Source organism: Bacillus sp. 1780r2a1, from assembly GCA_024134725.1.
GTDB lineage: Bacteria > Bacillota > Bacilli > Bacillales > Bacillaceae_H > Priestia > Priestia aryabhattai_A.
Genome location: CP099863.1, coordinates 2,158,611 through 2,180,286, shown reverse-complemented (window position 1 = coordinate 2,180,286; position 21,676 = coordinate 2,158,611). Strand labels below are relative to the sequence as shown.

The 21,676-nt window shown below is 38.3% G+C and carries 26 protein-coding genes; 23 read left to right on the top strand and 3 right to left on the bottom strand.

The genetic code is table 11. From position 1 onward, the window contains the following. Positions 1 to 6: 6 nt before the first annotated feature. The 18 genes from NIZ91_10965 (at position 7) to NIZ91_10880 (ending at position 14,678) form a co-directional block, all read left to right on the top strand. Positions 7 to 1,134 (top strand): MBL fold metallo-hydrolase, encoded by a 1,128-nt coding sequence (locus NIZ91_10965; GenBank protein ID USY53286.1) that lies wholly within the window; start codon positions 7 to 9, stop codon positions 1,132 to 1,134. A 79-nt stretch (positions 1,135 to 1,213) separates the two neighbouring features. Then, on the top strand, positions 1,214 to 1,990 hold the full coding sequence (locus tag NIZ91_10960; GenBank protein ID USY53285.1) for a sulfite exporter TauE/SafE family protein: 777 nt from the start codon (positions 1,214 to 1,216) through the stop codon (positions 1,988 to 1,990). Positions 1,991 to 2,354: 364 nt separating this feature from the next. Further along, positions 2,355 to 3,293: a heme o synthase gene (gene cyoE, locus NIZ91_10955; protein ID USY53284.1), complete on the top strand. Its 939-nt coding sequence runs from the start codon at positions 2,355 to 2,357 to the stop codon at positions 3,291 to 3,293. A gap of 163 nt (positions 3,294 to 3,456) precedes the next feature. Then, positions 3,457 to 4,230: an SDR family oxidoreductase gene (locus NIZ91_10950; GenBank protein ID USY53283.1), complete on the top strand. Its 774-nt coding sequence runs from the start codon at positions 3,457 to 3,459 to the stop codon at positions 4,228 to 4,230. 31 nt (positions 4,231 to 4,261) lie between these two features. After that, the gene (locus tag NIZ91_10945) at positions 4,262 to 4,834 is read left to right on the top strand and encodes a TetR/AcrR family transcriptional regulator (GenBank protein USY53282.1); all 573 of its coding nucleotides are present in this window, start codon (positions 4,262 to 4,264) and stop codon (positions 4,832 to 4,834) included. Between the two features lie 4 nt (positions 4,835 to 4,838). Then, entirely contained in the window at positions 4,839 to 5,714 is an 876-nt protein-coding gene (locus NIZ91_10940; protein USY53281.1) for a 3-hydroxyacyl-CoA dehydrogenase family protein, read from the top strand. 33 nt (positions 5,715 to 5,747) lie between these two features. Then, complete coding sequence (locus NIZ91_10935) at positions 5,748 to 6,149, top strand: acyl-CoA thioesterase (GenBank protein USY53280.1); 402 nt, start codon at positions 5,748 to 5,750, stop codon at positions 6,147 to 6,149. 17 nt (positions 6,150 to 6,166) lie between these two features. Beyond that, positions 6,167 to 7,927: an acyl-CoA dehydrogenase family protein gene (locus NIZ91_10930; protein ID USY53279.1), complete on the top strand. Its 1,761-nt coding sequence runs from the start codon at positions 6,167 to 6,169 to the stop codon at positions 7,925 to 7,927. A 19-nt stretch (positions 7,928 to 7,946) separates the two neighbouring features. Then, a complete protein-coding gene (locus tag NIZ91_10925; GenBank protein ID USY53278.1) occupies positions 7,947 to 8,924 on the top strand; it encodes a quinone oxidoreductase in 978 nt (325 codons plus the stop codon). 154 nt (positions 8,925 to 9,078) lie between these two features. Beyond that, complete coding sequence (locus NIZ91_10920) at positions 9,079 to 10,044, top strand: rhodanese-related sulfurtransferase (protein USY53277.1); 966 nt, start codon at positions 9,079 to 9,081, stop codon at positions 10,042 to 10,044. Positions 10,045 to 10,170: 126 nt separating this feature from the next. Next, positions 10,171 to 10,692: a hypothetical protein gene (locus tag NIZ91_10915; GenBank protein USY53276.1), complete on the top strand. Its 522-nt coding sequence runs from the start codon at positions 10,171 to 10,173 to the stop codon at positions 10,690 to 10,692. 194 nt (positions 10,693 to 10,886) lie between these two features. Next, the gene (locus NIZ91_10910) at positions 10,887 to 11,423 is read left to right on the top strand and encodes a helix-turn-helix domain-containing protein (GenBank protein ID USY53275.1); all 537 of its coding nucleotides are present in this window, start codon (positions 10,887 to 10,889) and stop codon (positions 11,421 to 11,423) included. 1 nt (position 11,424) lies between these two features. Further along, the gene (locus tag NIZ91_10905) at positions 11,425 to 12,354 is read left to right on the top strand and encodes an alpha/beta hydrolase (GenBank protein USY53274.1); all 930 of its coding nucleotides are present in this window, start codon (positions 11,425 to 11,427) and stop codon (positions 12,352 to 12,354) included. Further along, positions 12,347 to 12,547 (top strand): hypothetical protein, encoded by a 201-nt coding sequence (locus NIZ91_10900; protein ID USY53273.1) that lies wholly within the window; start codon positions 12,347 to 12,349, stop codon positions 12,545 to 12,547. The genes NIZ91_10905 and NIZ91_10900 overlap by 8 nt, the downstream gene beginning before the upstream one ends. Continuing rightward, entirely contained in the window at positions 12,528 to 12,848 is a 321-nt protein-coding gene (locus tag NIZ91_10895) for a heavy metal-binding domain-containing protein (GenBank protein USY53272.1), read from the top strand. The genes NIZ91_10900 and NIZ91_10895 overlap by 20 nt, the downstream gene beginning before the upstream one ends. Positions 12,849 to 12,990: 142 nt before the next feature. Next, a complete protein-coding gene (locus NIZ91_10890; protein ID USY53271.1) occupies positions 12,991 to 13,680 on the top strand; it encodes a hypothetical protein in 690 nt (229 codons plus the stop codon). Positions 13,681 to 13,784: 104 nt separating this feature from the next. Next, positions 13,785 to 14,243: a GNAT family N-acetyltransferase gene (locus tag NIZ91_10885; GenBank protein USY53270.1), complete on the top strand. Its 459-nt coding sequence runs from the start codon at positions 13,785 to 13,787 to the stop codon at positions 14,241 to 14,243. 237 nt (positions 14,244 to 14,480) lie between these two features. Continuing rightward, positions 14,481 to 14,678, top strand: coding sequence for a hypothetical protein (locus NIZ91_10880; protein USY53269.1), 198 nt, complete (start codon positions 14,481 to 14,483; stop codon positions 14,676 to 14,678). 218 nt (positions 14,679 to 14,896) lie between these two features. Here the strand turns inward: NIZ91_10880 and NIZ91_10875 are convergent, their stop codons facing one another. Beyond that, positions 14,897 to 15,169 carry a hypothetical protein gene (locus NIZ91_10875; protein USY53268.1) on the bottom strand — a complete coding sequence of 91 codons (273 nt, stop codon included), beginning with the start codon at positions 15,167 to 15,169 and terminating at the stop codon, positions 14,897 to 14,899. 47 nt (positions 15,170 to 15,216) lie between these two features. Then, positions 15,217 to 15,765, bottom strand: coding sequence for a flavodoxin family protein (locus tag NIZ91_10870; protein USY53267.1), 549 nt, complete (start codon positions 15,763 to 15,765; stop codon positions 15,217 to 15,219). A 117-nt stretch (positions 15,766 to 15,882) separates the two neighbouring features. Between NIZ91_10870 and NIZ91_10865 the strand changes: the two genes are divergently transcribed. From NIZ91_10865 to cls, 4 genes are all read left to right on the top strand, one after another. Further along, entirely contained in the window at positions 15,883 to 16,791 is a 909-nt protein-coding gene (locus tag NIZ91_10865; GenBank protein USY53266.1) for a LysR family transcriptional regulator, read from the top strand. 189 nt (positions 16,792 to 16,980) lie between these two features. Continuing rightward, a complete protein-coding gene (locus NIZ91_10860; protein ID USY53265.1) occupies positions 16,981 to 17,541 on the top strand; it encodes a 3D domain-containing protein in 561 nt (186 codons plus the stop codon). A gap of 194 nt (positions 17,542 to 17,735) precedes the next feature. Next, on the top strand, positions 17,736 to 17,993 hold the full coding sequence (locus NIZ91_10855; GenBank protein USY53264.1) for a DUF1292 domain-containing protein: 258 nt from the start codon (positions 17,736 to 17,738) through the stop codon (positions 17,991 to 17,993). Positions 17,994 to 18,100: 107 nt separating this feature from the next. Next, positions 18,101 to 19,306, top strand: coding sequence for a cardiolipin synthase (cls, locus tag NIZ91_10850; protein ID USY53263.1), 1,206 nt, complete (start codon positions 18,101 to 18,103; stop codon positions 19,304 to 19,306). Positions 19,307 to 19,320: 14 nt separating this feature from the next. Here the strand turns inward: cls and NIZ91_10845 are convergent, their stop codons facing one another. Further along, a complete protein-coding gene (locus NIZ91_10845) occupies positions 19,321 to 20,055 on the bottom strand; it encodes a MurR/RpiR family transcriptional regulator (protein USY53262.1) in 735 nt (244 codons plus the stop codon). 145 nt (positions 20,056 to 20,200) lie between these two features. Here NIZ91_10845 and NIZ91_10840 point away from each other — a divergent pair, with 145 nt between their 5' ends. Then, positions 20,201 to 21,667, top strand: coding sequence for a glycoside hydrolase family 1 protein (locus NIZ91_10840; protein ID USY53261.1), 1,467 nt, complete (start codon positions 20,201 to 20,203; stop codon positions 21,665 to 21,667). Positions 21,668 to 21,676: the final 9 nt, after the last annotated feature.

Here is a 21,676-nt window from a genome sequence, read left to right as displayed (position 1 = left end):
ATTCGGATGACAGTAAATCAAATGAGTGCTGCTGAGGTAGCAAAAAAAGCAATTAACAAAGAGGCTTTATTTATCTTAGATGTTCGTAACGAAGATGCATTCCAAGATTGGAAAGTTGAAAGTGAAAACTTTATGTATTTAAATATTCCCTACTTTGACTTATTGGACGGTGTAGAAGGTATTCTAAATCAACTTTCACAAGATAAAGACATATTAGTTGTCTGTGCAAAAGAAGGCTCATCGATTATGGTAGCAGAAATGCTTTCAGATGAAGGAAAAGACGTATTTTATTTAGCTGGTGGTATGCGCGCTTGGAGTGAGCATTTAGAGCCAGTTAAGCTAGGCGAATTAAAAGACGGGGGAGAGCTATATCAGTTTGTTCGTATCGGTAAAGGCTGTTTATCATACATGGTTGTTTCAAACGGTGAAGCAGCAATTATTGATTCAACACGCATGACGGATACGTATTTACAGTTTGCCGATGAGCTAGGAGTGAAGATTACTCACGTATTTGATACGCACCTACACGCAGATCACATTTCAGGTGGACGCATGATTGCAGAAAAAACAGGAGCTGCTTATTGGTTGCCGCCAAAAGACGCAACAGAAGTCACTTTTGCATATGAAGCGCTTGAAGACGGTAACGACGTGACAATCGGAAATACAACGATTCACATTCACGCGCTTTATTCACCAGGTCACACAATTGGATCTACATCTTTCATCGTTGATAATCGCTACTTATTATCAGGAGATATTTTATTTATTGATTCAATTGGTCGGCCTGACTTAGCTGGTATGGCTGAAGATTGGGTAGCTGATCTTCGTGAAAGTCTATACGCTCGCTATCGTAACCTATCAGATCAATTAATTGTTCTGCCGGCTCATTTTATGATTATGGATGAGCTAAATGAAGATGGAAGCGTAGCAAAACCGCTTTATGAGCTATATGCAAACAATCACGGCTTAAACATTGAGGATGAAGAGGAATTCCGTAAGTTAGTAACGGAGAATCTGCCTCCTCAGCCAAATGCGTATCAAGAAATTCGTCAAACAAATATGGGGAAAATGACTCCAGATGAAGATAAGCAGCGCGAAATGGAAATCGGACCAAACCGCTGTGCCGTTCGATAAGGCTCTGTATCTGATAAAAGGAATCACGGATAAGGGAACCATGCATGGTTCTCTTATTTTAATGAAAGGAGTTTAATGTATGGATATTTGGTTTATCACCGTAATTTTTTTAATTGGATTTATTGGTTCGTACCTATCCGGAATGCTTGGAATTGGTGGTTCAATTATTAAGTATCCAATGCTTTTATATATTCCTCCGATACTTGGTCTTACAGCTTTTTCAGCACATGAAGTCTCAGGAATTAGCGCTGTCCAAGTGTTCTTTGCGACAATTGGGGGCGTATGGGCGTATCGAAAAGGAGGTTATTTAAATAAGAATCTTATCCTCTACATGGGTGCTAGCATTTTAGCTGGTAGTTTTATTGGCGGGTTTGGCTCACAAATGATGTCAGAAGAAGGAATCAATCTTGTATATGGCATTTTAGCACTGGTGGCTGCCATTATGATGTTTGTTCCGAAAAAAGGCATTGATGACCTTCCGCTTGATCAAGTAACGTTTAATAAATGGTTAGCTGCTGGCTTAGCTTTCATTGTGGGAGTAGGATCTGGTATTGTCGGAGCAGCGGGAGCCTTTTTATTGGTACCGATTATGCTTGTTGTTCTTAAAATTCCAACACGTATGACAATCGCCTCTTCTCTAGCCATTACGTTTATCTCATCAATTGGCGCAACGGTAGGAAAAGTAACGACTGGGCAAGTTGATTACGGTCCAGCTCTTATTATGGTTATTGCAAGCTTAATCGCCTCTCCTCTTGGAGCAAAGGCAGGGCAAAAAATCAAGACAAAGGTTTTACAAATCGCTCTTGCACTATTAATTTTAGCAACGGCAATTAAAATATGGATTGATATTTTGTGAGCGTAGAAATTATTCTGCGCTTTTTTCTGTTGTGAAAATGTGAACAAAAGTCGAATTTTGTCATTAAATGCTATGAATACCTATCCGAAATGAATATTTTTATGATAAAATAAAATCATTATGTTCGTCTTGCTTCATTAGAACTGCTTTGTGACTAAGGGTTTGTTAACGTTAAAAAGAATAGAAAGACTAAAATAAGTTAACACTTGTACAAAAATGTATTTTTTGTGAACTTCTTCTTAGAAGTTAGTCAAATAAATAGTGAGTTGTTATTATTTAAGAAGAGCATGGAGTAGGAGACTACTTAAAACTACTTTTTTACTGCAAAGGCGGTAAAATTGACAAAGGAATGAAACAAACAATCATGCAAAGTACTACAAAAACAAATCATCATGCTGAACAAGCATCGTTACCAAAGCAAACGCTTGTGGCGATTTTATCCCAAACCATTAAAACAGGCATTATTAAATCTAATTTAATACCTATGTTTGCCGGGTTAACCTTAGCTTTGTACACATATGACATGAGTCTGTTTGATAATATTCCTGAAATTATTTTAGCTTTTATTGGCTCTTTCCTTGTGATCGGCGCAGCTGGGGCTTTTAATAACCTCTACGATCGCGACATCGATGCTATTATGGAAAGAACAAAAAGCAGACCGACTGTAACCGGTGAAGTGAAACCAACATTTGTATTAGCACTTGCAAGCAGCATGGCCATTCTGGGAATTGGAGCTCTTGCATTAACGACACCACTCGCTGCCTTGCTAGGATTTCTAGGGCTGTTTTTTTATGTGGTTCCGTATACAATGTGGACAAAGCGCCGCACAATTTATAATACAGAAGTCGGAAGTATTTCAGGGGCAATGCCTCCGTTAATCGGATGGGCAGCTATTTATCCAGACGTGACTCATCCAGCTATTATAGGATTATTCGTTGTAACTGTAATTTGGCAAATGCCACACTTTTATGCCATTGCGATTCGTAAGCACGATGAGTACAAAGCAGCTAATGTACCAATGCTTCCAGTAGTTAAAGGGTTTGAACGCACGTACATTCAAACAAATGTTTACCTCGCAATTTTAGTTGTCATTAGCTTTTTATTCGGAACGTTAAGCATAGGTTTAATGCTCGTTGCCTTGCTATTAAGCGTAGCTTGGTTTGTGCTTAGCATTACGGGGTACCGAAAAATGGATAAAGAAAAATGGGCAAAATCAATGTTTATTTTTTCACTAATTCATATGACGGTGTTATTTTCAACAATTATTATCTATTCATTAATAGGTATTTTCTTTAATATTTAAATCGAAAAGCGACTCCTTATCAAAAAGGAGTCGCTTTTTTAAAATAATAACTGTTTAAATTTTCTAAAAAATACTTGCTGTTATAAAATGATTCGGTATATGATAAATATGAAACATACCAACCGGTTAGTAAGTATAGCCAATTCTGCGAGGAGGGAAAGAGATGCATGTGAAAGAGCTCTTTGACCTAACAGGTCAGGTCGCAATCGTAACGGGAGGAGGCCGAGGCCTTGGTGAACAGTTTGCAACCGGATTAGCTGAAGCGGGCGCTCACGTTATCGTTTGCTCTCGAAAGTTGGAATCTTGTGAAAGCGTATCCAAAAAACTGAGAGAGTTAGGCGTTGAGTCACTAGCAATGCAGTGTGACATTACAAGTCAAGAAGATGTTAAAAACGTTGTGGATACGGTTGTTGACCGATTTGGCAAAATTGACATAGTAGTCAATAACAGCGGAGCAACCTGGGGATCAAAGGTGGAAGAGATGCCTTTAGAAGCTTGGCAGAAAGTGCTTCAAACAAACGTAACAGGCACATTTTTAATGGCTCAAGAGGCTGGAAAACATATGATAGGTGCTAAAAAAGGGAAGATTATCAATATCGCATCGGTCGCTGGATTTGGGGGTTCACATCCCGAATACATGAATTCTATTGGCTATAATACAAGTAAAGGAGCACTTATTACGTTCACGAAGGATTTAGCCGTAAAGTGGGGACAGCATAACATTCAAGTAAATGCAATCGCTCCAGGCTTCTTCCCCACGAAAATGGCGGCGATGACGATGAGAGAAGGAAGAGATTACTTTTTAGAACAAACGCCGCTCAAGCGTTTTGGTACAGACGTTGATTTAAAGGGAGCAGCTGTTTTTCTAGCATCAAGAGCCTCTGATTACGTCACAGGTGATGTGTTAGTTGTAGATGGTGGTTTGCTCGCAACATAATTTTATAAAATCTTAAAAGGCGGCGGAGAAAATGAAAGAACGCATCATGGAAACAAGCATTTTACTATTTGCGAAAAAAGGCTTTAAAGAAACGTCCATTCAAGATATTGCAGCTGAATTGAACGTGACCAAAGGAACCTTTTACTATTATTTTAAAAGCAAAGAAGAAGTGCTGCTTGATATTCACCGCTCGTATATTGAGCACTTAGTTGAAAACCAAGAAACCATTTTGCGTGCTGATGAGCTGTCTTGCGGAGAAAAACTCTATGAGATGATTTTTAAATTAATTTACGATATTGAAAAAGAAGGACTGCGAGCTAAAGTGTTTTTTCGCGAAATGCGCCATTTGAGTGATAACCACCTTTTAAGCATTGTGCCAAAGCGTGATCAGTTTAAAATGAATCTTCAAAATTTAATTGAAGCGGGAATAACAGCCGGTGAATTTAGAAATGACTTGCCAGCTGATATCGTAACGCTTGGAATTTTAGGCATCACAAACTGGAGCTATTTCTGGTTCCAGCCAAGCGGAGAACGTTCAGCAAAAGAAGTAGCAGCGATTTTTTATAATATGCTAGTAGATGGACTACAGTCGAAAGGGGAATAGAAAGATGATTATTAAGCATATAACAGTTGTAGGCGCGGGGCAAATGGGTCATCAAATTGCCATCTTAGCGGCTTTAGGAGGATATGAAACGACGATTCATGATATGAATGAACATTCACTCAATAATGCAAGAAACCAGCTTCATATGCTGTTAGATCGCTGGATTGCTAAAGGTAAATTAACCGTAAAGCAAAAGGATGAAGCGCTTGTTAAGCTATCGTATACGACCGATTTAAAAGAAGCTGTTGCTGCTACTGACTTTGTAATTGAAGCGGTTGTTGAAAAGCTTGAAGTAAAGAGAAGCGTATTTGCCGAACTTGATGAGTATGCGCCAAAGCACGCTATTTTAGCTTCCAATAGCTCAACAATCGTTAATTCATTACTAGCTTCCGCAACGACTCGACCTGATAAAGTCGTAAATATGCACTTTTTCTTCCCGCCAGTTGTCATGGACTGCGTAGAAGTTGTCATGAGTGAAGAAACAAGTCAAGAAACAGCGGCGATTACCATGAACGTATGTAAGCAAATGAACCGTACGGCAGTTCTGCTTCAAAAAGAGATCTCTGGTTTTGTCGCTAATCGTATTCTAGGCGCTCTTCATAAAGAAGCGATGTTTCTTTATGAAAATGGTTATGCGGACTTCAAAGATATTGATTTAATTTGTAAAAAAGCACTTAATCATCCAATTGGACCATTTGAATTGATGGATTTATCCGGTATTGATGTTGGCTACTACGTAATGAATCAACGTTATACAGAAACGGGAGATCCAAGCGATTTGCCTCCTCAATTTTTAAAAGAAAAAGTAGAAAAAGGAGAGCTTGGGCGTAAAACAGGAAAAGGGTTTTATACGTATGAAAAAGAGCATATCAAAAAATAACGAGCAATCACCAAAGAAGAGGAGAGGTTAAACATGAGCGATACGAAAATTAAAGTGAGATTTTGCGAGACGGATGCACTGGGGCACATTAACAATACAAGCTACTTCATTTATTTAGAGGAAGCTCGAATTGATTTCTTTGAAAAAATGGGCGTGAAAATGGATTCAAGCAAGTGGGCATATTTAATTGCCTCCACTAAATGTGATTTTATTGCTCAAGGGTATTTTAATCAAACTCTTGCTGTTTCTACGTACGTAACGCGCATCGGTCATAAAAGCTTTACGATCGGTCACGAAATTACGGACAGTAAGACAGGTGAGTTAATTGCTAGAGGCGAAGCCGTTCTTGTCCACTTTGATTTTGAGTTGCAAAAAAGCGTACCGCTTCCAGATGATGTGTGTGCGTTTTTACAGAATTATTTACAAACTGTTTAGGAAAGGGAGTGGAAACAATGTTTCAAGACGTAAAATTATCGTCGTTTGGCGGTACGTTCATAGTGAAGGCTGCGTCTGATGCATGCACCCCAGAAGACTTAACAAATGAGCAAGAGCTAATTGCCCAAACTGCTAGTCAGTTTGCCGAAAAAGACGTATATCCCTATAAACAAAAAATTGATGAACAAAACTTTGAGCTAGTGGTAAGGCTGATGAAAAAAGCAGGAGAGATTGGCTTATTGGCTCATAGCGTGCCCAAAGCATATGGAGGACTTGGTCTTGATAAAGTAACGAAAGGAATCGTCGGCGAAGCGCTTGGGAAAACGGGCTCATATGGAGTTGCTCACGCAAATCATACGTGCATTGCAACGCTTCCGATTACGTATTTTGGAACAACAGCGCAAAAGAAACGCTACCTGCCAAAGCTTGCAAGTGGTGAATATATCGGTGCTTACTGTTTAACGGAGCCAGAAGCTGGGTCAGATGCGCTTTCCGCTCGAACCACAGCAGTGTTAAATAATGAAAAAACGCACTACATTCTAAACGGAACCAAGCAATACATTACAAGCGCTGCGTTTGCAGACACGTTCATTACGTATGCAAAAGTAGACGGCAAGCATTTTACAGCTTTCATTGTCGAAAAAAACTTTCAAGGTTTATCTATTGGACCCGAAGAAAAAAAGATGGGCATTAAAGGGTCGTCCACTTGCCCTGTTATTTATGAAGATTGCTTAGTTCCTGTTGACAACGTACTAGGTGAAGTTGGCAAAGGGCACGTCATTGCATTAAACGTGTTAAATCTCGGTCGCTATAACCTTGGGTTTGCATGTGTAGGAGGTGCAAAACATGCGCTAGAGCTTACGCTTTCTTATACGAAAGAACGAAAACAATTTCAAACGGCTATCGCTCATTTTCCTGCAACGAAAGAAAAGCTAGCTTTGATGAATGCCCGCATTTATGCTGCTGAATCATTACAATATCGAACGGGCGGCTTATTAGAAAGCGTGCTGGCAGGTTCTTACGAAAACAATGATCCGAAAGAAGCTGCAAAAAGCTTAGCACAGTTTGCGATGGAGTGCTCAGTGTGTAAAGTATATAGTTCTGAAGCATTCGACACGGTGGTGGACGAAGCCCTTCAGCTTCACGGCGGAGCTGGCTTTATTCAAGACTATGAAATTGAATCGGTTTATCGTGATTCACGTATTAATCGAATTTTTGAAGGAACGAACGAGATTAACAGACTGGTCTTACCCACGCACTTTCTGCGAAAAGTGAAAAGTGGTGAGCTGGTTTTAAATCAGGAAACGGTTGAACAAGCATATAGTGCTATAAAAGAAGAAAATCACCTCCTTCCTCTTGAAAAGAAAGCTGTTCACACAGTGCGCTATCTTCTTCTATTACTTTTAAGTGAAGCATTAAAAGTAGCAAAAGAGCATATAGTCCACGAGCAGGAAGCCTTAATGAAGCTTTCAAACCTTGCTATTGGTTTATATGCAATGGAATCAGCCGTCATCCGAACGGAAAAAGCAGTCAGGAAGAATGGGAAAGAAAACGAACAGCTGAAAGTTGATCTGACAGAGCTAGTAGTGGATTTAACGATGCGCGAGGTAAGAGATGAAGCAACGCAGCTTATTAACGGTATTGCTACTGCTAAAAAGCATCAAGCTCTTCATTATGAACTTCAGACGTTAATGCGCGATTTTCAATACGAAGGCACGTTTACTAAAACGCGAAGAGTCGCAGATGAATTAATTGAAAGCGGTCGTTATACGTGTTAACTAAAAAGGAGGAGTAAAAATGAAAGCGATTCAATTCAAACAATATGGTAGTCCAGATGTGCTTAGAGTGATTAACTTGGCAAGACCTGTGCCAAAAAAGAAGGACGTTTTAATAAAAGTAGAAGCAATTGGTGTTAACTACGCTGATACTGCTAGAAGAGAAGGGGCATACGTTGTTGATACGCCGCTTCCATTTATTCCTGGTTCTGAAGTGGCAGGAGAGGTTGTTGAGCTCGGTGAAGAAGTAGAAGGAATAAAAGTTGGAATGAAAGTTGTTACGCTGCTTGGGTCACACCGAGCAACTGGATATGCTGAGTATACGCTTGCAGATTCAAGAGGACTTATTCCGCTGCCAGATGGAGTTGACCTTAAGCAAGCAGCTGCTTTACCGCTTCAAGGCTTAACGGCGTATCACATTTTAAAAACGATGGGGCGAATTGAAAAAGGAGAAACCGTTGTGGTACACGCTGCTGCAGGAGGCGTTGGCACGCTTGCTGTGCAGCTTGCGAAAAAATTTGGTGCTCACGTAATTGCTACAGCGAGCTCAGATGAAAAGCTAGCTGTTGCCAAGCGTCTAGGAGCCGACGTTCTTATTAATTATACGGAAGCAGGTTGGCAAAACAAAGTGATGGAAGAAACAAAGCACGGAGCCGATGTAATTCTAGAAATGGTTGGAGGGTCTATTTTTTACGATTCTCTGCAGTGTCTTGCACCGTTTGGCCGTCTTGTATTCTACGGAATGGCAAGCGGCCAGCCTGTGAAATTTAATCCAGGCAGGCTGATGGAGAAAAACCAGTCCGTAATGGGGTTCTTTTTACCACAAATGATGGCAAAGCCTAGTTTGTATCAGCAAAGTTTACAAGAGCTGTTAACTTATATGAAAAACGGAGAGCTTGAATTGCTGATTGGTGGAACGTATCCACTTGAAGATGCAGCGCATGTTCATCGGTTATTGCAAGGAAGAAAAACGACAGGAAAACTTATTTTAGTACCATAAATTTTCGAATTAAGAACATTTGATTTTACAGATGTTCTTTTTTTTAGTATTATATATAAGGTTACACATCGTAACGTAAATGTAAGATTTTCAATGTAAAACAACCTATATGCATTATATCTTGCAAATATGAACAGATAGGTGGAAACAAAAAATGAGTACTAACAAACCTTATAGAGTTCTTCTCTATTACATGTATGTTCCAATTGAAAACGCAGAGGAATTTCGCGATGAGCAGTTTGCGCTATGCGAAGAGCTTGAACTAAAAGGAAGAATTTTAGTAGCTTCTGAAGGAATTAATGGAACAGTTTCAGGAACAGTAGAACAAACAGATCGCTACATGGAAGTAATGAAGCAAGACCCTCGCTTTAGCGAAATGGTCTTCAAAATAGATGAAGCCGATGAGCATGCGTTTAAAAAATTACGCGTTCGTCATCGTCCAGAGCTCGTAACATTACGTCTTGAAAACGACATAAACCCACTTGAAACAACAGGCAACTATTTAAGTCCGAAAGAGTTTTTTGAAGCAATGCAGCAGGAAGATACGATTGTAATTGATGCTCGAAACGACTATGAGTTTGACTTAGGTCACTTCAGAGGTGCAGTACGCCCAGATATCCGTAATTTCCGCGAGCTTCCAGAATGGATTCGTGAAAACAAAGAAATGTTTGAAGATAAAAAAGTCTTAACATACTGCACAGGCGGTATCCGCTGCGAGAAGTTCTCAGGCTGGTTAAAAGAAGAAGGCTTTGAAGATGTAGGTCAGCTTCATGGCGGAATCGTAACATACGGTAAAGACCCAGAAGTGCAAGGTGAACTATGGGACGGACAATGCTACGTATTTGATGAGCGTATCAGCGTTCCGGTAAACCAAAAAGAACACGTAATTGTTGGTAAAGATCACTTTGACGGCCAACCTTGTGAGCGCTATGTAAACTGCGCAAACCCAGCGTGTAACCGTAAGATTTTAGCTTCTGAAGAAAACGAGCACAAATATTTACGCAGCTGCTCTCACGAGTGTCGCGTAAATCCTCGCAACCGCTATGTAAAAGAGCACGGCTTAACAGACGAGGAATTTGCACAACGAGTAAAAGAAGTACAAGAATTAGCAACAACATAAAAAATAGCATTCATTGAAAGCCCAAATCTCACATGATTTGGGCTTTTTTATTATTTCTTGCCTTCGGAAGCAGGAATCAAATCACGTAGGATGGAAAATAATGAAAAAGAAAGGAGTGTGCAAAGAATGAAGCACTTTATAGGTATCTTCACTCTAGCAGCTGTATTGACCGGATGCCAAGATCAGGCAGATGAGAAAAAGCAAGCTCCACCCACAAATTCTAAGGAAGAAGTTGAAGAAACGGTGACTGCTCCGAAACCATCACAACCAATTAAACAGCCTCCAGTTCAAGCAGCGGATGAAAATATCCACTCGTATATAAAGCAATATGCAGAAGCTTATGCCAAAGCCGTGACAGCAGGGTCAATTGAAGAAGTAAGTTCTTTTTTAAAAAAAGATAGTGTTTTATACAATGCAGAGCTTGCAAAAATCAATAAGCTAAAGTCAAAGAAAATCTCGTATAAACTTTTGAATGTCAAGCTAATGGACCTCCAAAAAACAGATGATGGTTATGTAATTAAAGTAGAAGAGTCTTTTGAACAAACAAAAGAGGGGGAAAGTTTACAAACAGTGACGTTTAACAAGTCATATACCGCAAACTATGAAAATGATCACTTAATAATTGTAGATATGAAAGAAACGCCCTAAACCCATTAGCACCGTTAGCTAGCGGGTATTTTTTTGAAGTATATTTATTAATAAAACTATGTTCTAAATAATCACTATAACAAAAAGAAGCGGATTAACGAATTAAAATGTTCTCATAAATGATAATAATCATTGATTATTATCATTTATGTGCTATTATTATCATATATGATAATAATGAAAGGAAGATTAAGATGGGTTCATCAAAAGCAGATGCGATCTTACATCCAATCCGAATGCGAATTATACAGGAGTTAGCCAGTAAACCTTGTACAGTACAAGAGCTACTTCAGTATCTTCAAGATGTTCCTCAAGCAACCTTGTATCGCCACTTGAACACGTTAAAAAAAGCAGAAGTTGTTGAGGTAATTAAAGAACAAAAGATTAGAGGAACAGTTGAGAAAACGTACGCATTAGCACAGGCGAGTGCTATCTTATCAGGAGATGAAGTCCAGCATTTAACAAAAGAAGAGCACTTACAGCACTTTATGAACTTTTACACAATGCTCGCCAAAGAGTTTGAAGCATATTTAGAAGGCGACGTTAACTTTGAGAAAGATGGATTTGGATATCACCAGCTTCCCCTTCATTTAAACGACAGTGAGCAGCAGGCGTTTTTAGAAGACTATAAAAAGCTGGTAGGTAAGTATCAGTTTAAGCCGCGAGAAGATCGTCGTAAGCGTACGATGGCTGTTTCATTCATTCCAGAACGTCAAAGAGGAGAGAACTAAGATGCGGGAAAAAGAACTTCAGCTTACAGCTGTTAAGGCCATGCTAACAATTCCTGAGGAGAAATTAGGTAAGAAACCTGCTGTATTAATTATTAGTGGGAGTGGTCCAGTAGACTATAACGGAAACACCAAAAAGTTTGCGAGCAACGTGTATCGTGATTTAGCAGCTGTCTTTACAGAAATGGGCTACGTTACGCTTCGTTATGACAAGCGAAATCTTGATGCGTTTTACAAAACAACGCTAACGGACCTCATTCAAGATGCAAAAGAAGCTTTTCATGCTTTAAAAAGTCAACCTGAAGTAGATGATAAGCAACTGTTTATTGCAGGACACAGTGAAGGAGCAATAATTGCGACCGTGGTTGCTGAAGAGCTTCAGGCTAACGGATTAATCCTGCTAGCTGGTGCAGGGCAAAACCTCATCGAAGCAACTGAGTATCAGCGGGAACGCGCTTATAAAGAAATTGCGGCTCAAAGCGGGTTTAAAGGTTGGTTATTTAAAAAGCTAAAGGTTATTGAAAAAGACCGACAAAAAGCTGATAATCTTTTAAAGCGTTTTAAAGAAGCAAAAGAAGACGTTGTGCGCGTGCAGCTTGTTCGCATGAATGCAGCATGGTGGAGAGAGCATATGATGGTAAATCCGCATCACTATTATGAAAAATTATCGATACCCATTTTAGCTATAACAGGCTCAAAGGATGTGCAGGCAGATCCTAACGCACTTCAATCTTTGGATGAGTTTCCTACGATTGAAACAACAATCATTAAAGATATGAATCACGTATTAAAGATACAAACACAAGAGCCTTCCATGCTGAAGCTGATGAAGCAATATAAGCAGACGTTTTCAGATCCAATTGCTCCAGAGTTACGGGACGTAATCAAAAGCTGGCTTACGAAACAAACACAGGGAAGTAAACTCCATGAATAAACTGATTTTAATTATATTTACTATTGCTGTTGTTGCACAGCTGACGGGAATTGTTCTTTTATTTATAGATGCCAAGCTCGCCCTTCAGGCTTTTATCTACTATGTGGCAGCAATTATTCTATTAGTTCCTTTATTGATTATAAAAAAACGGAAAACAAAAGAGGAGGATCCAAATGATTATCGTGACTACTGATAATGTATCAAACTATCGAGTAACAGAAACAATTGGGTATGTAAAAGGAAGTACGGTGCAGTCTAAAAATATCGGTCGTGATATTTTAGCAGGCTTAAAGAATATCGTAGGGGGAGAAATTAAAGAATATACGGAAATGATGGATGATGCTCGAAAAATCGCGGTTGCCCGAATGGTTAGAGATGCTGAAGAAAAGGGCGCAAACGCCATTGTCGGCTTCCGTTTAGTCAGTTCAGCTATTGCCAGTAACGCTTCTGAAATTGTGGCGTACGGAACGGGTGTGAAGGTAGTTAACAGTTAAGAATAGCCCCCTCTTAACTTGCTTATGAAAATATATCTATGCTAAAAGTTTTAGTTTTATTGTAAAAATATATTTACATAGAAATATTTACAAAGTATAATGTTTCACTGTGAAAAAGTTTATGTAGGGGGCAATATACGTAATGAGTAAGTTTTTAAAAATACTAACATCAAGTTTAATTGTAGGAGGATTACTAGCTGGCTGCGGTAGCAATTCTGATAGTTCTAATAGTGCAGCAGAAATAAAAGAAGAGCCAAAGGCATCGGAGCAACAACCATTAAAGAATAATGTTCCAAAACCAGAGAAAGATGAAAGCGGGAATTACATACTGAAGGTTCCTGGTCAAAAGGTAAAAGAAGACGGTGCTACGGCAGAACTTTTAAAAATAAAAAAAGTAAACGAAACAGTTGATATTTCACCACTAAAAGTGACAATTGAAGATATTAAAGTAATTAAATTAACAGATCTAGACGAAGAGTTTGCTGAAGGTCTAGAGTGGATGGCTGACACAAAAATTAACCCAGAAGAAACTTCTTACGTTCAGGTTAATTACACTGCAGAAAATACATCTGACAACAATATTGAATGGTACGATATTATGAATGTTGTTACAGATAAAGGTGAACAAATCGATGGACAGCTCAAAGATTTTATTTCTGATGATGGAGATTCAGATTCACAGTTTATCGGTAAAGTTAAAAAAGAATATACCGATGGTTTTGTTTTAAAAAATGAAGATATCAACTCTGTTAAGCTAGTTTTCGGCTATACTGAAGATGAAGACTATAACGAAATTACACCTGAACAGACGGTTGAATACACGTTTGAATAAAAAAACTGCCGAAAGTGATTCCTTTCGGCAGTTTTTTTATAATTAGATAAATGTAATTTCACAAAGAAAGGAAGTAATACAAAAGGAAGCATGTAATTGAAAAGATGAAAATGAAAGATATTCACTCTGTGCAACAAGTAGCCACAGAAAGTTGGCACCATACATATAAAGGCATTATCCCTTTGGACGTACAAAACAATTTCTTGCGAGCTGCATATAGCACAGACATGTTGAAAAAGCGGATGGAAGAGTCGGAGCTGTGGGTAGCGCTCGTAGAAACGAAAGTAGTAGGCTTTGCAAGCTTTACGCCAGTTAATGAAAAAGGGGACAGCGAACTGCTGGCGATTTACTTACTGCCAGAGTATCAAGGAAAAGGAATTGGCACAGCACTTTTTGAAAAAGGAAGCCGTCATGTCAAAAAAGTAATTGTCCATGTTGAGCGCGAAAACCAAAACGGCATGTCCTTTTATCGTACACAAGGGTTTTCAGTTACAGATGAGTTTGATGAGGATTTTGATGGGCATCTCCTACAAACCGTTCAAATGACTCTTCAAATAAAGTAAAAATCAGTGAGTTAATACTGATTCTTTTTTTAGGACTAATTATTTTATTAAACTATGTTCTAAATAAACAATATTATATCAAAACCTTAGCACTTAAAACCTTTCCACAATATCATAATTTATTCATAATAACTACCCTTTTCATAAAAATAAAAATGCCTTTCTTTCCTAAAACGAGGTTGCTTTTCTTTTATAGAAAGCTTACACTAGTAAAGCATATTAAAAGGATGGTGTTTTATGAAAAATAGAGATAATGTGATTCCTTTTACTCCTAAGAAAAAACCTTCGCATTATTCCCCAGCTTCCGTTAAGTTAGATAAGAAGTTAGTGGAGTTTCTTGAAATCATGGACTTTGATGATCGCAATGATTTTTTAAACGAAATGATTGATTCATTCTTTCAATATGTAAAGAATGAAGAAGACGAAGTGCAATAAACGATAGGAAAACATCTTAACTAAACAGATGTTTTTTTGTTTGGTTTTATTTGTCTCCCCGACAAATGAGCTTTACTAGCATCTTCTTAGTAAAAGGCACAGGATATACGAATATATATAGATGAATTACATTCATTTTCACACATACTCTTCTCAACATATTTTCTTATTCCTAAAACAAAAAAAGTGAGCTCATTGCTCACTTTTTTGTTTGGGCATTATAATAGAAAGAACTGAACAAACCAAAGCTTATACGCAATCATCAAAGTACTTAGCATAATACCTGAAAACGCAGCCACTTTGTTTACTTTCCCTAACAATCCTACAAGTCCTAAGACGAAGGATAGTAGTAACATGGGAATTGCTAGCCAGCCGATAACGGGAATAATGCCTAGTAAAAAGCCAAACACCCCAAAGAAAAGTGATAGCGTTGCAACGCGGTTTCGCTGAGGCTGCTGGATAATGAGCTTTGTGACGTTTTCTGAAGCCATACCTTCACACCTTTTTTTATCCACAGCATGGGCAGATTATAAAGGGTTTATACGTGACTTTTTAGCTTCTTATTCATTTCATCAGCAGCAAATAATGCTCTTTTATCGCTTAATATGTCCCCTGGCTTATTTCCTTCTCCAATGATATAACCTTGAAAGTTCATATTCATAAAATCAAAGATATACTGAAACTGTTGAATAAGAGGAAGTCCCTTTAGATATGGATTGTCGCCTCCAACCGTAACAACATAGGCATGTTTGTCAGCCATTTGTGGCTTGAATTCTGGATAGTTTGCATCTCGCATTGAATGTGACCAGCGATCAATGAAATTCTTCATCACACCAGTCATCGTATACCAATAAATCGGCGTCGAAAAAACAAGCGTACCATGACGCAATACTTCATCTATAACGTGATTGTAGTCATCGTTGACTTCCGGGAAACCAGCTTCATCGTGACGCATGTCTTCAATTGGGTGAATGCTGTAATCTTTTAAATATATTTCTGTGACTTCAATTCCTTCTATGACTTTTTTAGTTAATGTTTCGGTGTTACCACCTGGTCGATTTCCTCCATATAAAACAGCAATACTCATGGTTCATTCCTCCGTAGTTGTGATTTCTATACTACCATTTTATAATGAATTAATTAATCATTGAAACGAATTATTTTAATAACATCAATCGATAAAACCGATTATAAGGAGCGAGAAATGGATAGTAAACAACTTCAAACATTTATTCTTGCAGCGGATACGCTGAACTTTACCAAAACAGCTCAGTTGTTAAACTTTGCGCAATCAAGCGTAACGGCACAAGTGAAGGCATTAGAAGCAGAACTTGAAACACCTTTATTTGAACGACTAGGAAAACGATTAGTCTTAACAGAAGCCGGCCGTAAGTTTCAGCAATATGCAAATCAGATGGTCACTCTACAAGAAGAGGCAAAAACGGCTTTAAAAGGAGGAACTGCATTTTTTGGTAAGCTCACTATTGGGGCACAGGAAAGTCAGTGTACGTACCGACTTCCAATTGTCTTATTAGAGTTTAAAAAGCAGTATCCTCATATGGAGATTGTTTTTAAGCCTGCTCATTCTGATGAGAGAGCTAGAAGGCATCTAACTGAAGGGGTACTTGATTTTGCGTTTATCATGGATGAAGCAAAAACACACGATATGATTACCATCGAACCGTTAATTCAAGAACAGATTAAAATTGTGACGGCTCCTGATCATCCAATTCAGAAGCGTAAAAAATTCAGCGTGCAGGACCTTGAAAAGGAGACGTTCTTGCTTACCGAAGAAGGTTGCTCATATCGAACCCTTTTAGAAGACGCATTCGCAGAGGCAAAGATTCACCCACTGAATAAGTTTGAGTTCGGCAGCATTGAAGCCATTAAACAATGTGTGATGATTGGAATTGGCATTGCTGTCTTGCCTGACATGGCAGTTCGTAAAGAGCTAGAAGCAGGTAAAATGAAAGAGATTCCTTGGCATCCGCATTTAGCACCTATATTTACTCACATAGCATGGCATAAAGATAAAGTAATGACACCACCTTTACAAGCCTTTATTGATCTTACACGCAGTGTGTTTAAAGAAAACAAAATGGGGACTATTTGATTAAAAATGATATAGTGATGTAATAAAAAAAGCTTTAAATTAATCATAAAGAGTCGTTAGAACTAATTTATATGACATAAAATACATCGTTTAGACAAGTTGTAACAAAACTAACAACCCTTTGAAATAATTCTGTAATAAAACTATAGTATTCTTTATTTACTGAATTGGAAAAAGGGGAAAATTTTGATGAAAAAACTAATTATTACGTCAAGTTTAGTTCTATTATCATTGTTTGGAACAGCAACTGCAACATCTGCGGCGTCAACTACATATAAAGTAAAAAGTGGAGATACATTATATAAAATTGCTTCTGTACATAAAGTGTCAGTAAAAGACATCCAGTCATGGAATAACTTAAAATCAGCAACAATTCGTCCGAATCAAGTGTTAAAAGTGGCTAAGCCACAAGCAGCTAAACCGAGTGCTAAGCCTGCAGCAAAAGCGTCTGCTCCTGCTGCGAAAAAAGAATTTACGGTTACAGCTACTGCTTATACAGGGAGTTGCAAAGGCTGCAGCGGAGTTACAGCAACAGGCATTAACTTAAAGAAAAACCCTAACTTAAAAGTCATTTCTGTTGATCCAAAAGTAATCAAGCTAGGGTCTAAAGTATGGGTAGAAGGTTATGGAACTGCAATTGCGGGTGATAAAGGAAGCGCAATTCGTGGAAATAAAATCGATGTGTTTATACCAAACCAAAAAGAAGCCTTAAAATGGGGACGTAAAACGGTTAAAGTTCGCATTTTATAGTCTTTAAGTCATTAGCTAAATGGTGTTGTGCTATGCTATACTAAATTCACCATTTGCTTTATTAATTAATCTTTGTTTCTCAAGTCCTACTTATTCTAAATAAGTAGGTTTTTTATATTTTCTCTCTGAATGAAACAATGGATACAGGGTATACAAACAGTAGAGACAAAATATTTTTAAAGGAGAGAATGTAAATGGAAACGGTGAATACAGGTGAAATTTTTACCATTGTGGATGAAAATGAACAAGAGCAGGATGTTGAAGTTTTAGGGAAGCTAACTGTAGATGGAAAAGACTACGTCGCTGTTGCGTTTGTTGAAGAGCTATTAATTGAATCGGAAGAAGATATTGACGTCTTTTTCTTTCACATTGAATCAAACGGTGAATGGGTTAGCATTGAAGACGATGATGAATTTGAACGCATTTCTACATTATTTGAAAATGTGCATTAAACTAACCACGGCGACTGCCGTGGTTTTTTGCTCCCTTATATTCCCGCTTATAAAACCACACTCACTTTCACATTCTATATGTATCTACACCATATAAGAGGTAGGGCATGTTAAAGAAATTAATGGTTATATTCCTTTTGGTTACCTGTTTTTTTCTGTTTTTTCAATGGGATGTAAAACAAGGATATAAAAAGTATACGAAGGCTCATCCATACACAGAAACTACATCGTATACCGGACAGCTAACGATGTTTCCTGAGGGAAGTAAGCTATACACATCATTATTCACAGATATGAAAGAAGCGGAAAGCTATATTTACCTTCAATTTTTTATTTTTCGAGATGATCCAATTAGCATGAAGTTTATTGAATTACTAAAAGAAAAAGCCAAACGTGGCGTCGACGTGAAATTTTCGGTGGATCGCTTTGGTGGGAAAGATATTTCGTCATCGTTAATTAAAGAGATGCAAGAGAGCGGCATTGAGTTTGCTTTTAGTCGACCGTTGCAATTTCCTCATCTTTTTTATAGTCTTAACCACCGAAATCATCGAAAGCTTGTTGCGATTGACGGACATACGTCTTATATTGGCGGATTTAATATTGGAGAAGAGTATTTAGGCAACAACGAAAAGCTAGGATATTGGCGGGATTATCATCTTCGTATTCAAGGAAACGGTACGTATGAAATTGAAAAGCAGTTCTTAAAAGATTGGGAAGAAGATACGGGAGATGCTAAAAGCCCCAATCCTTTAAATAGAACAGTTTCTTCGAAAAACCAGTCAGCCTATCAGCTTGTTTTTGCAACAGGAGAAACCTTAGAAAATCAAGTGTTAGATCTGATAAAACAAGCGAAACATGAACTCATTATTGCTACTCCGTATTTTATTCCAAGCGATACAATAATGGATGCGTTTAAAAATGCGAAAAAACGTGGTGTGACAATTACCTTAATTGTACCAGACCATACGGACGCTTGGTTTACTAAGCCACCTAGCTATCCTAAAATAGAAGAGCTTTTTAATGATGGAGCTGCTGTTTATTTGTACACGAAAGGTTTTTTTCACGGAAAGGTAATGATTATTGATGACAAGGTAGCGAGTGTTAGTACAGCTAACTGGGATCCGCGCAGTTTTTACTTAAATGATGAAGCAAGCTGCCTTGTCTATGATCAACACTTTATTGAACAGGTGAAAAAAGAGCTGAAGCAGGATATGAAAGATAGCAGAAAGATCACAAGAGAGATTATTGAAGACATTCCTATCTGGGAAAAGTCATTGGTGAATACGCCTGAATGGATTTACTATTATTTTTAACAAGCTGACGCATATTACGTCAGCTTGTATACTTCTCTGGCTGTTGCTTCAAGTATGTACATGACAGGAAGCTGAGTAGTGATGTTGAGTGGTAGGTTAGCGATTTTCCTACGCTCTTCCGTCGCGTAGTATGGAATGACGATATGAGATAGATGAGCTAACGTAGAAGATTTTGTGTTAGTAATACTGATAATTTTACTTCCTTCTTCTTTTAACCGTGTAACTTGGTCCACTGTTTGAGGAGATTCTCCTGACACAGAAAGAGCAATCGTGATACTGTTATCAAGTTGCTGAGCGTTAATGGGAAAGTAGGGGTCATTAATCGCAATTGAAAATTTTCCTAAACTTGAAAAATAGCGTGCTCCGTACTGCGCTAGTATACCTGAACTTCCAAATCCAACGAATAGAACATGGTGAGCTTTTGCTATTGTCTGAGCTGCCTCGGTAATAACTTCATCAAGATTTCCCTTTAATGTACGCTCCATAAATTCATACGCGAACTCTTTCATTCCTTTTACATCTTCTTCACTTTCTCTTTCTAAATACAGCTTTAGCTTTACTTTAAATTCACTAAATCCATCACAGCCTACTTTTCTACAAAAACGTAAGATTGTTGAGGTGGATACGTGAGTGGCTGTTGCCAAGTCTCGAATACGCATATAGATGACCTGATTACCATTGTTTAAAATATAATTGTAGACGTTATAATCTAAATCGTTAAATGTTGAAATAACTTCACTTGAAAACATAAGTCATCTCCTTGTGTAACAGTATGTTTTTATTATGTAACAAGTTTCATTATGAGAGATACGTGTCTAAATTGCAAAATAATCTATATTCTTACAGCAAAAATTTATACAATGACACTAGATTATAAAAGGGTGGTGCTCATATATGGCAAACGTAACATTAAAGTTCCCGGATAACTTTTTATGGGGAGGAGCAACGGCAGCAAATCAAATTGAAGGTGCATTTGATGTAGGTGGAAAAGGGCTATCAGTTGATGACGTAATCGAACGTGTGAAACCGGAAGACCGCAAGAAATTCCACCTGCCTTTCCCAACATCAGAAGAAGTTAAAGACGCATTAGCAGACGAAGAAAATAGACATTTCCCTAAACGCTATGGCATTGATTTTTACCATCGATATAAAGAAGATATTGCGTTATTTAAAGAGCTTGGTTTTAAAACGTTTCGCATTTCCATTGCGTGGACGCGTATTTTTCCAAACGGTGTAGAAGCAGAGCCTAACGAAGCTGGACTAGCTTATTACGATGACTTATTAGATGAATTAAGAAAAAACGGCATTGAACCAATTGTAACTCTGTCTCATTATGAAATGCCTCTACATTTATCTCTTGAATACGGAGGCTGGAAGAATCGCGTAGTAGTCGAGCATTTTACACGCTATGCTAGAACTGTGTTAGAACGATATAAAGATAAGGTAAAATATTGGATTACGTTTAATGAAATCAACTCCATTTTAATGAGTCCCTTCATTAGCGGAGGTATGCTTCGAGACCAGGTTGAAGAAGGAAAGTTATTAGAAGCAACATTTCAAGCAGCTCATCACCAGCTTGTGGCAAGCGCAAAAGCAGTAGAAGCATGCCATGAAATAAATCCAGATGCTCAAATTGGCTGTATGGTACTTGGAATGATTAATTATCCAGACAGTCCGCACCCGGAAGATGTACAAGCGGCGTTAACGGATCAGCGCAAGACGTTTTTCTTTACGGATGTTCAAGCGCGGGGGCATTACCCAACATACATGAATCGCTTCTTTAAAGAGCACGATATTGAGCTTGATATCCATCCAGAAGATGAGCATATTTTAAAGAACAACCTTGTAGATTTTGTTTCGCTTAGTTATTATATGTCAACGGTGTCAGCAAGACCTGAAACAGCTGGTGAACAAGCAGTAGGCAACATTTTAACTAATTTAAAAAATCCGTACCTAGAAGCATCAGATTGGGGATGGCAGATTGATCCCGTTGGCTTGCGCACCCTATTGAATATGTTTTATGAGCGCTATGAAAAGCCGTTGTTTATTGTGGAAAACGGACTTGGTGCATTTGATAACGTCGAAGAAGACGGCAGAATTCATGACGACTATCGCATAGATTACTTGAAAAAGCATATTGAACAAATGAAAGAAGCGATTGCCGATGGAGTAGAGCTCCTTGGCTACACAGCTTGGGGACCGATCGACTTAGTCAGCTTTTCTACATCCGAAATGTCAAAGCGCTACGGATTCATTTATGTGGACCTTGACGATGAAGGAAACGGAACGCTAGATCGTTCGAAAAAAGATAGCTTTTATTGGTACCAGCGCGTGATTGAAAGTAATGGAGAAGAACTTTAAGTAAGTAGG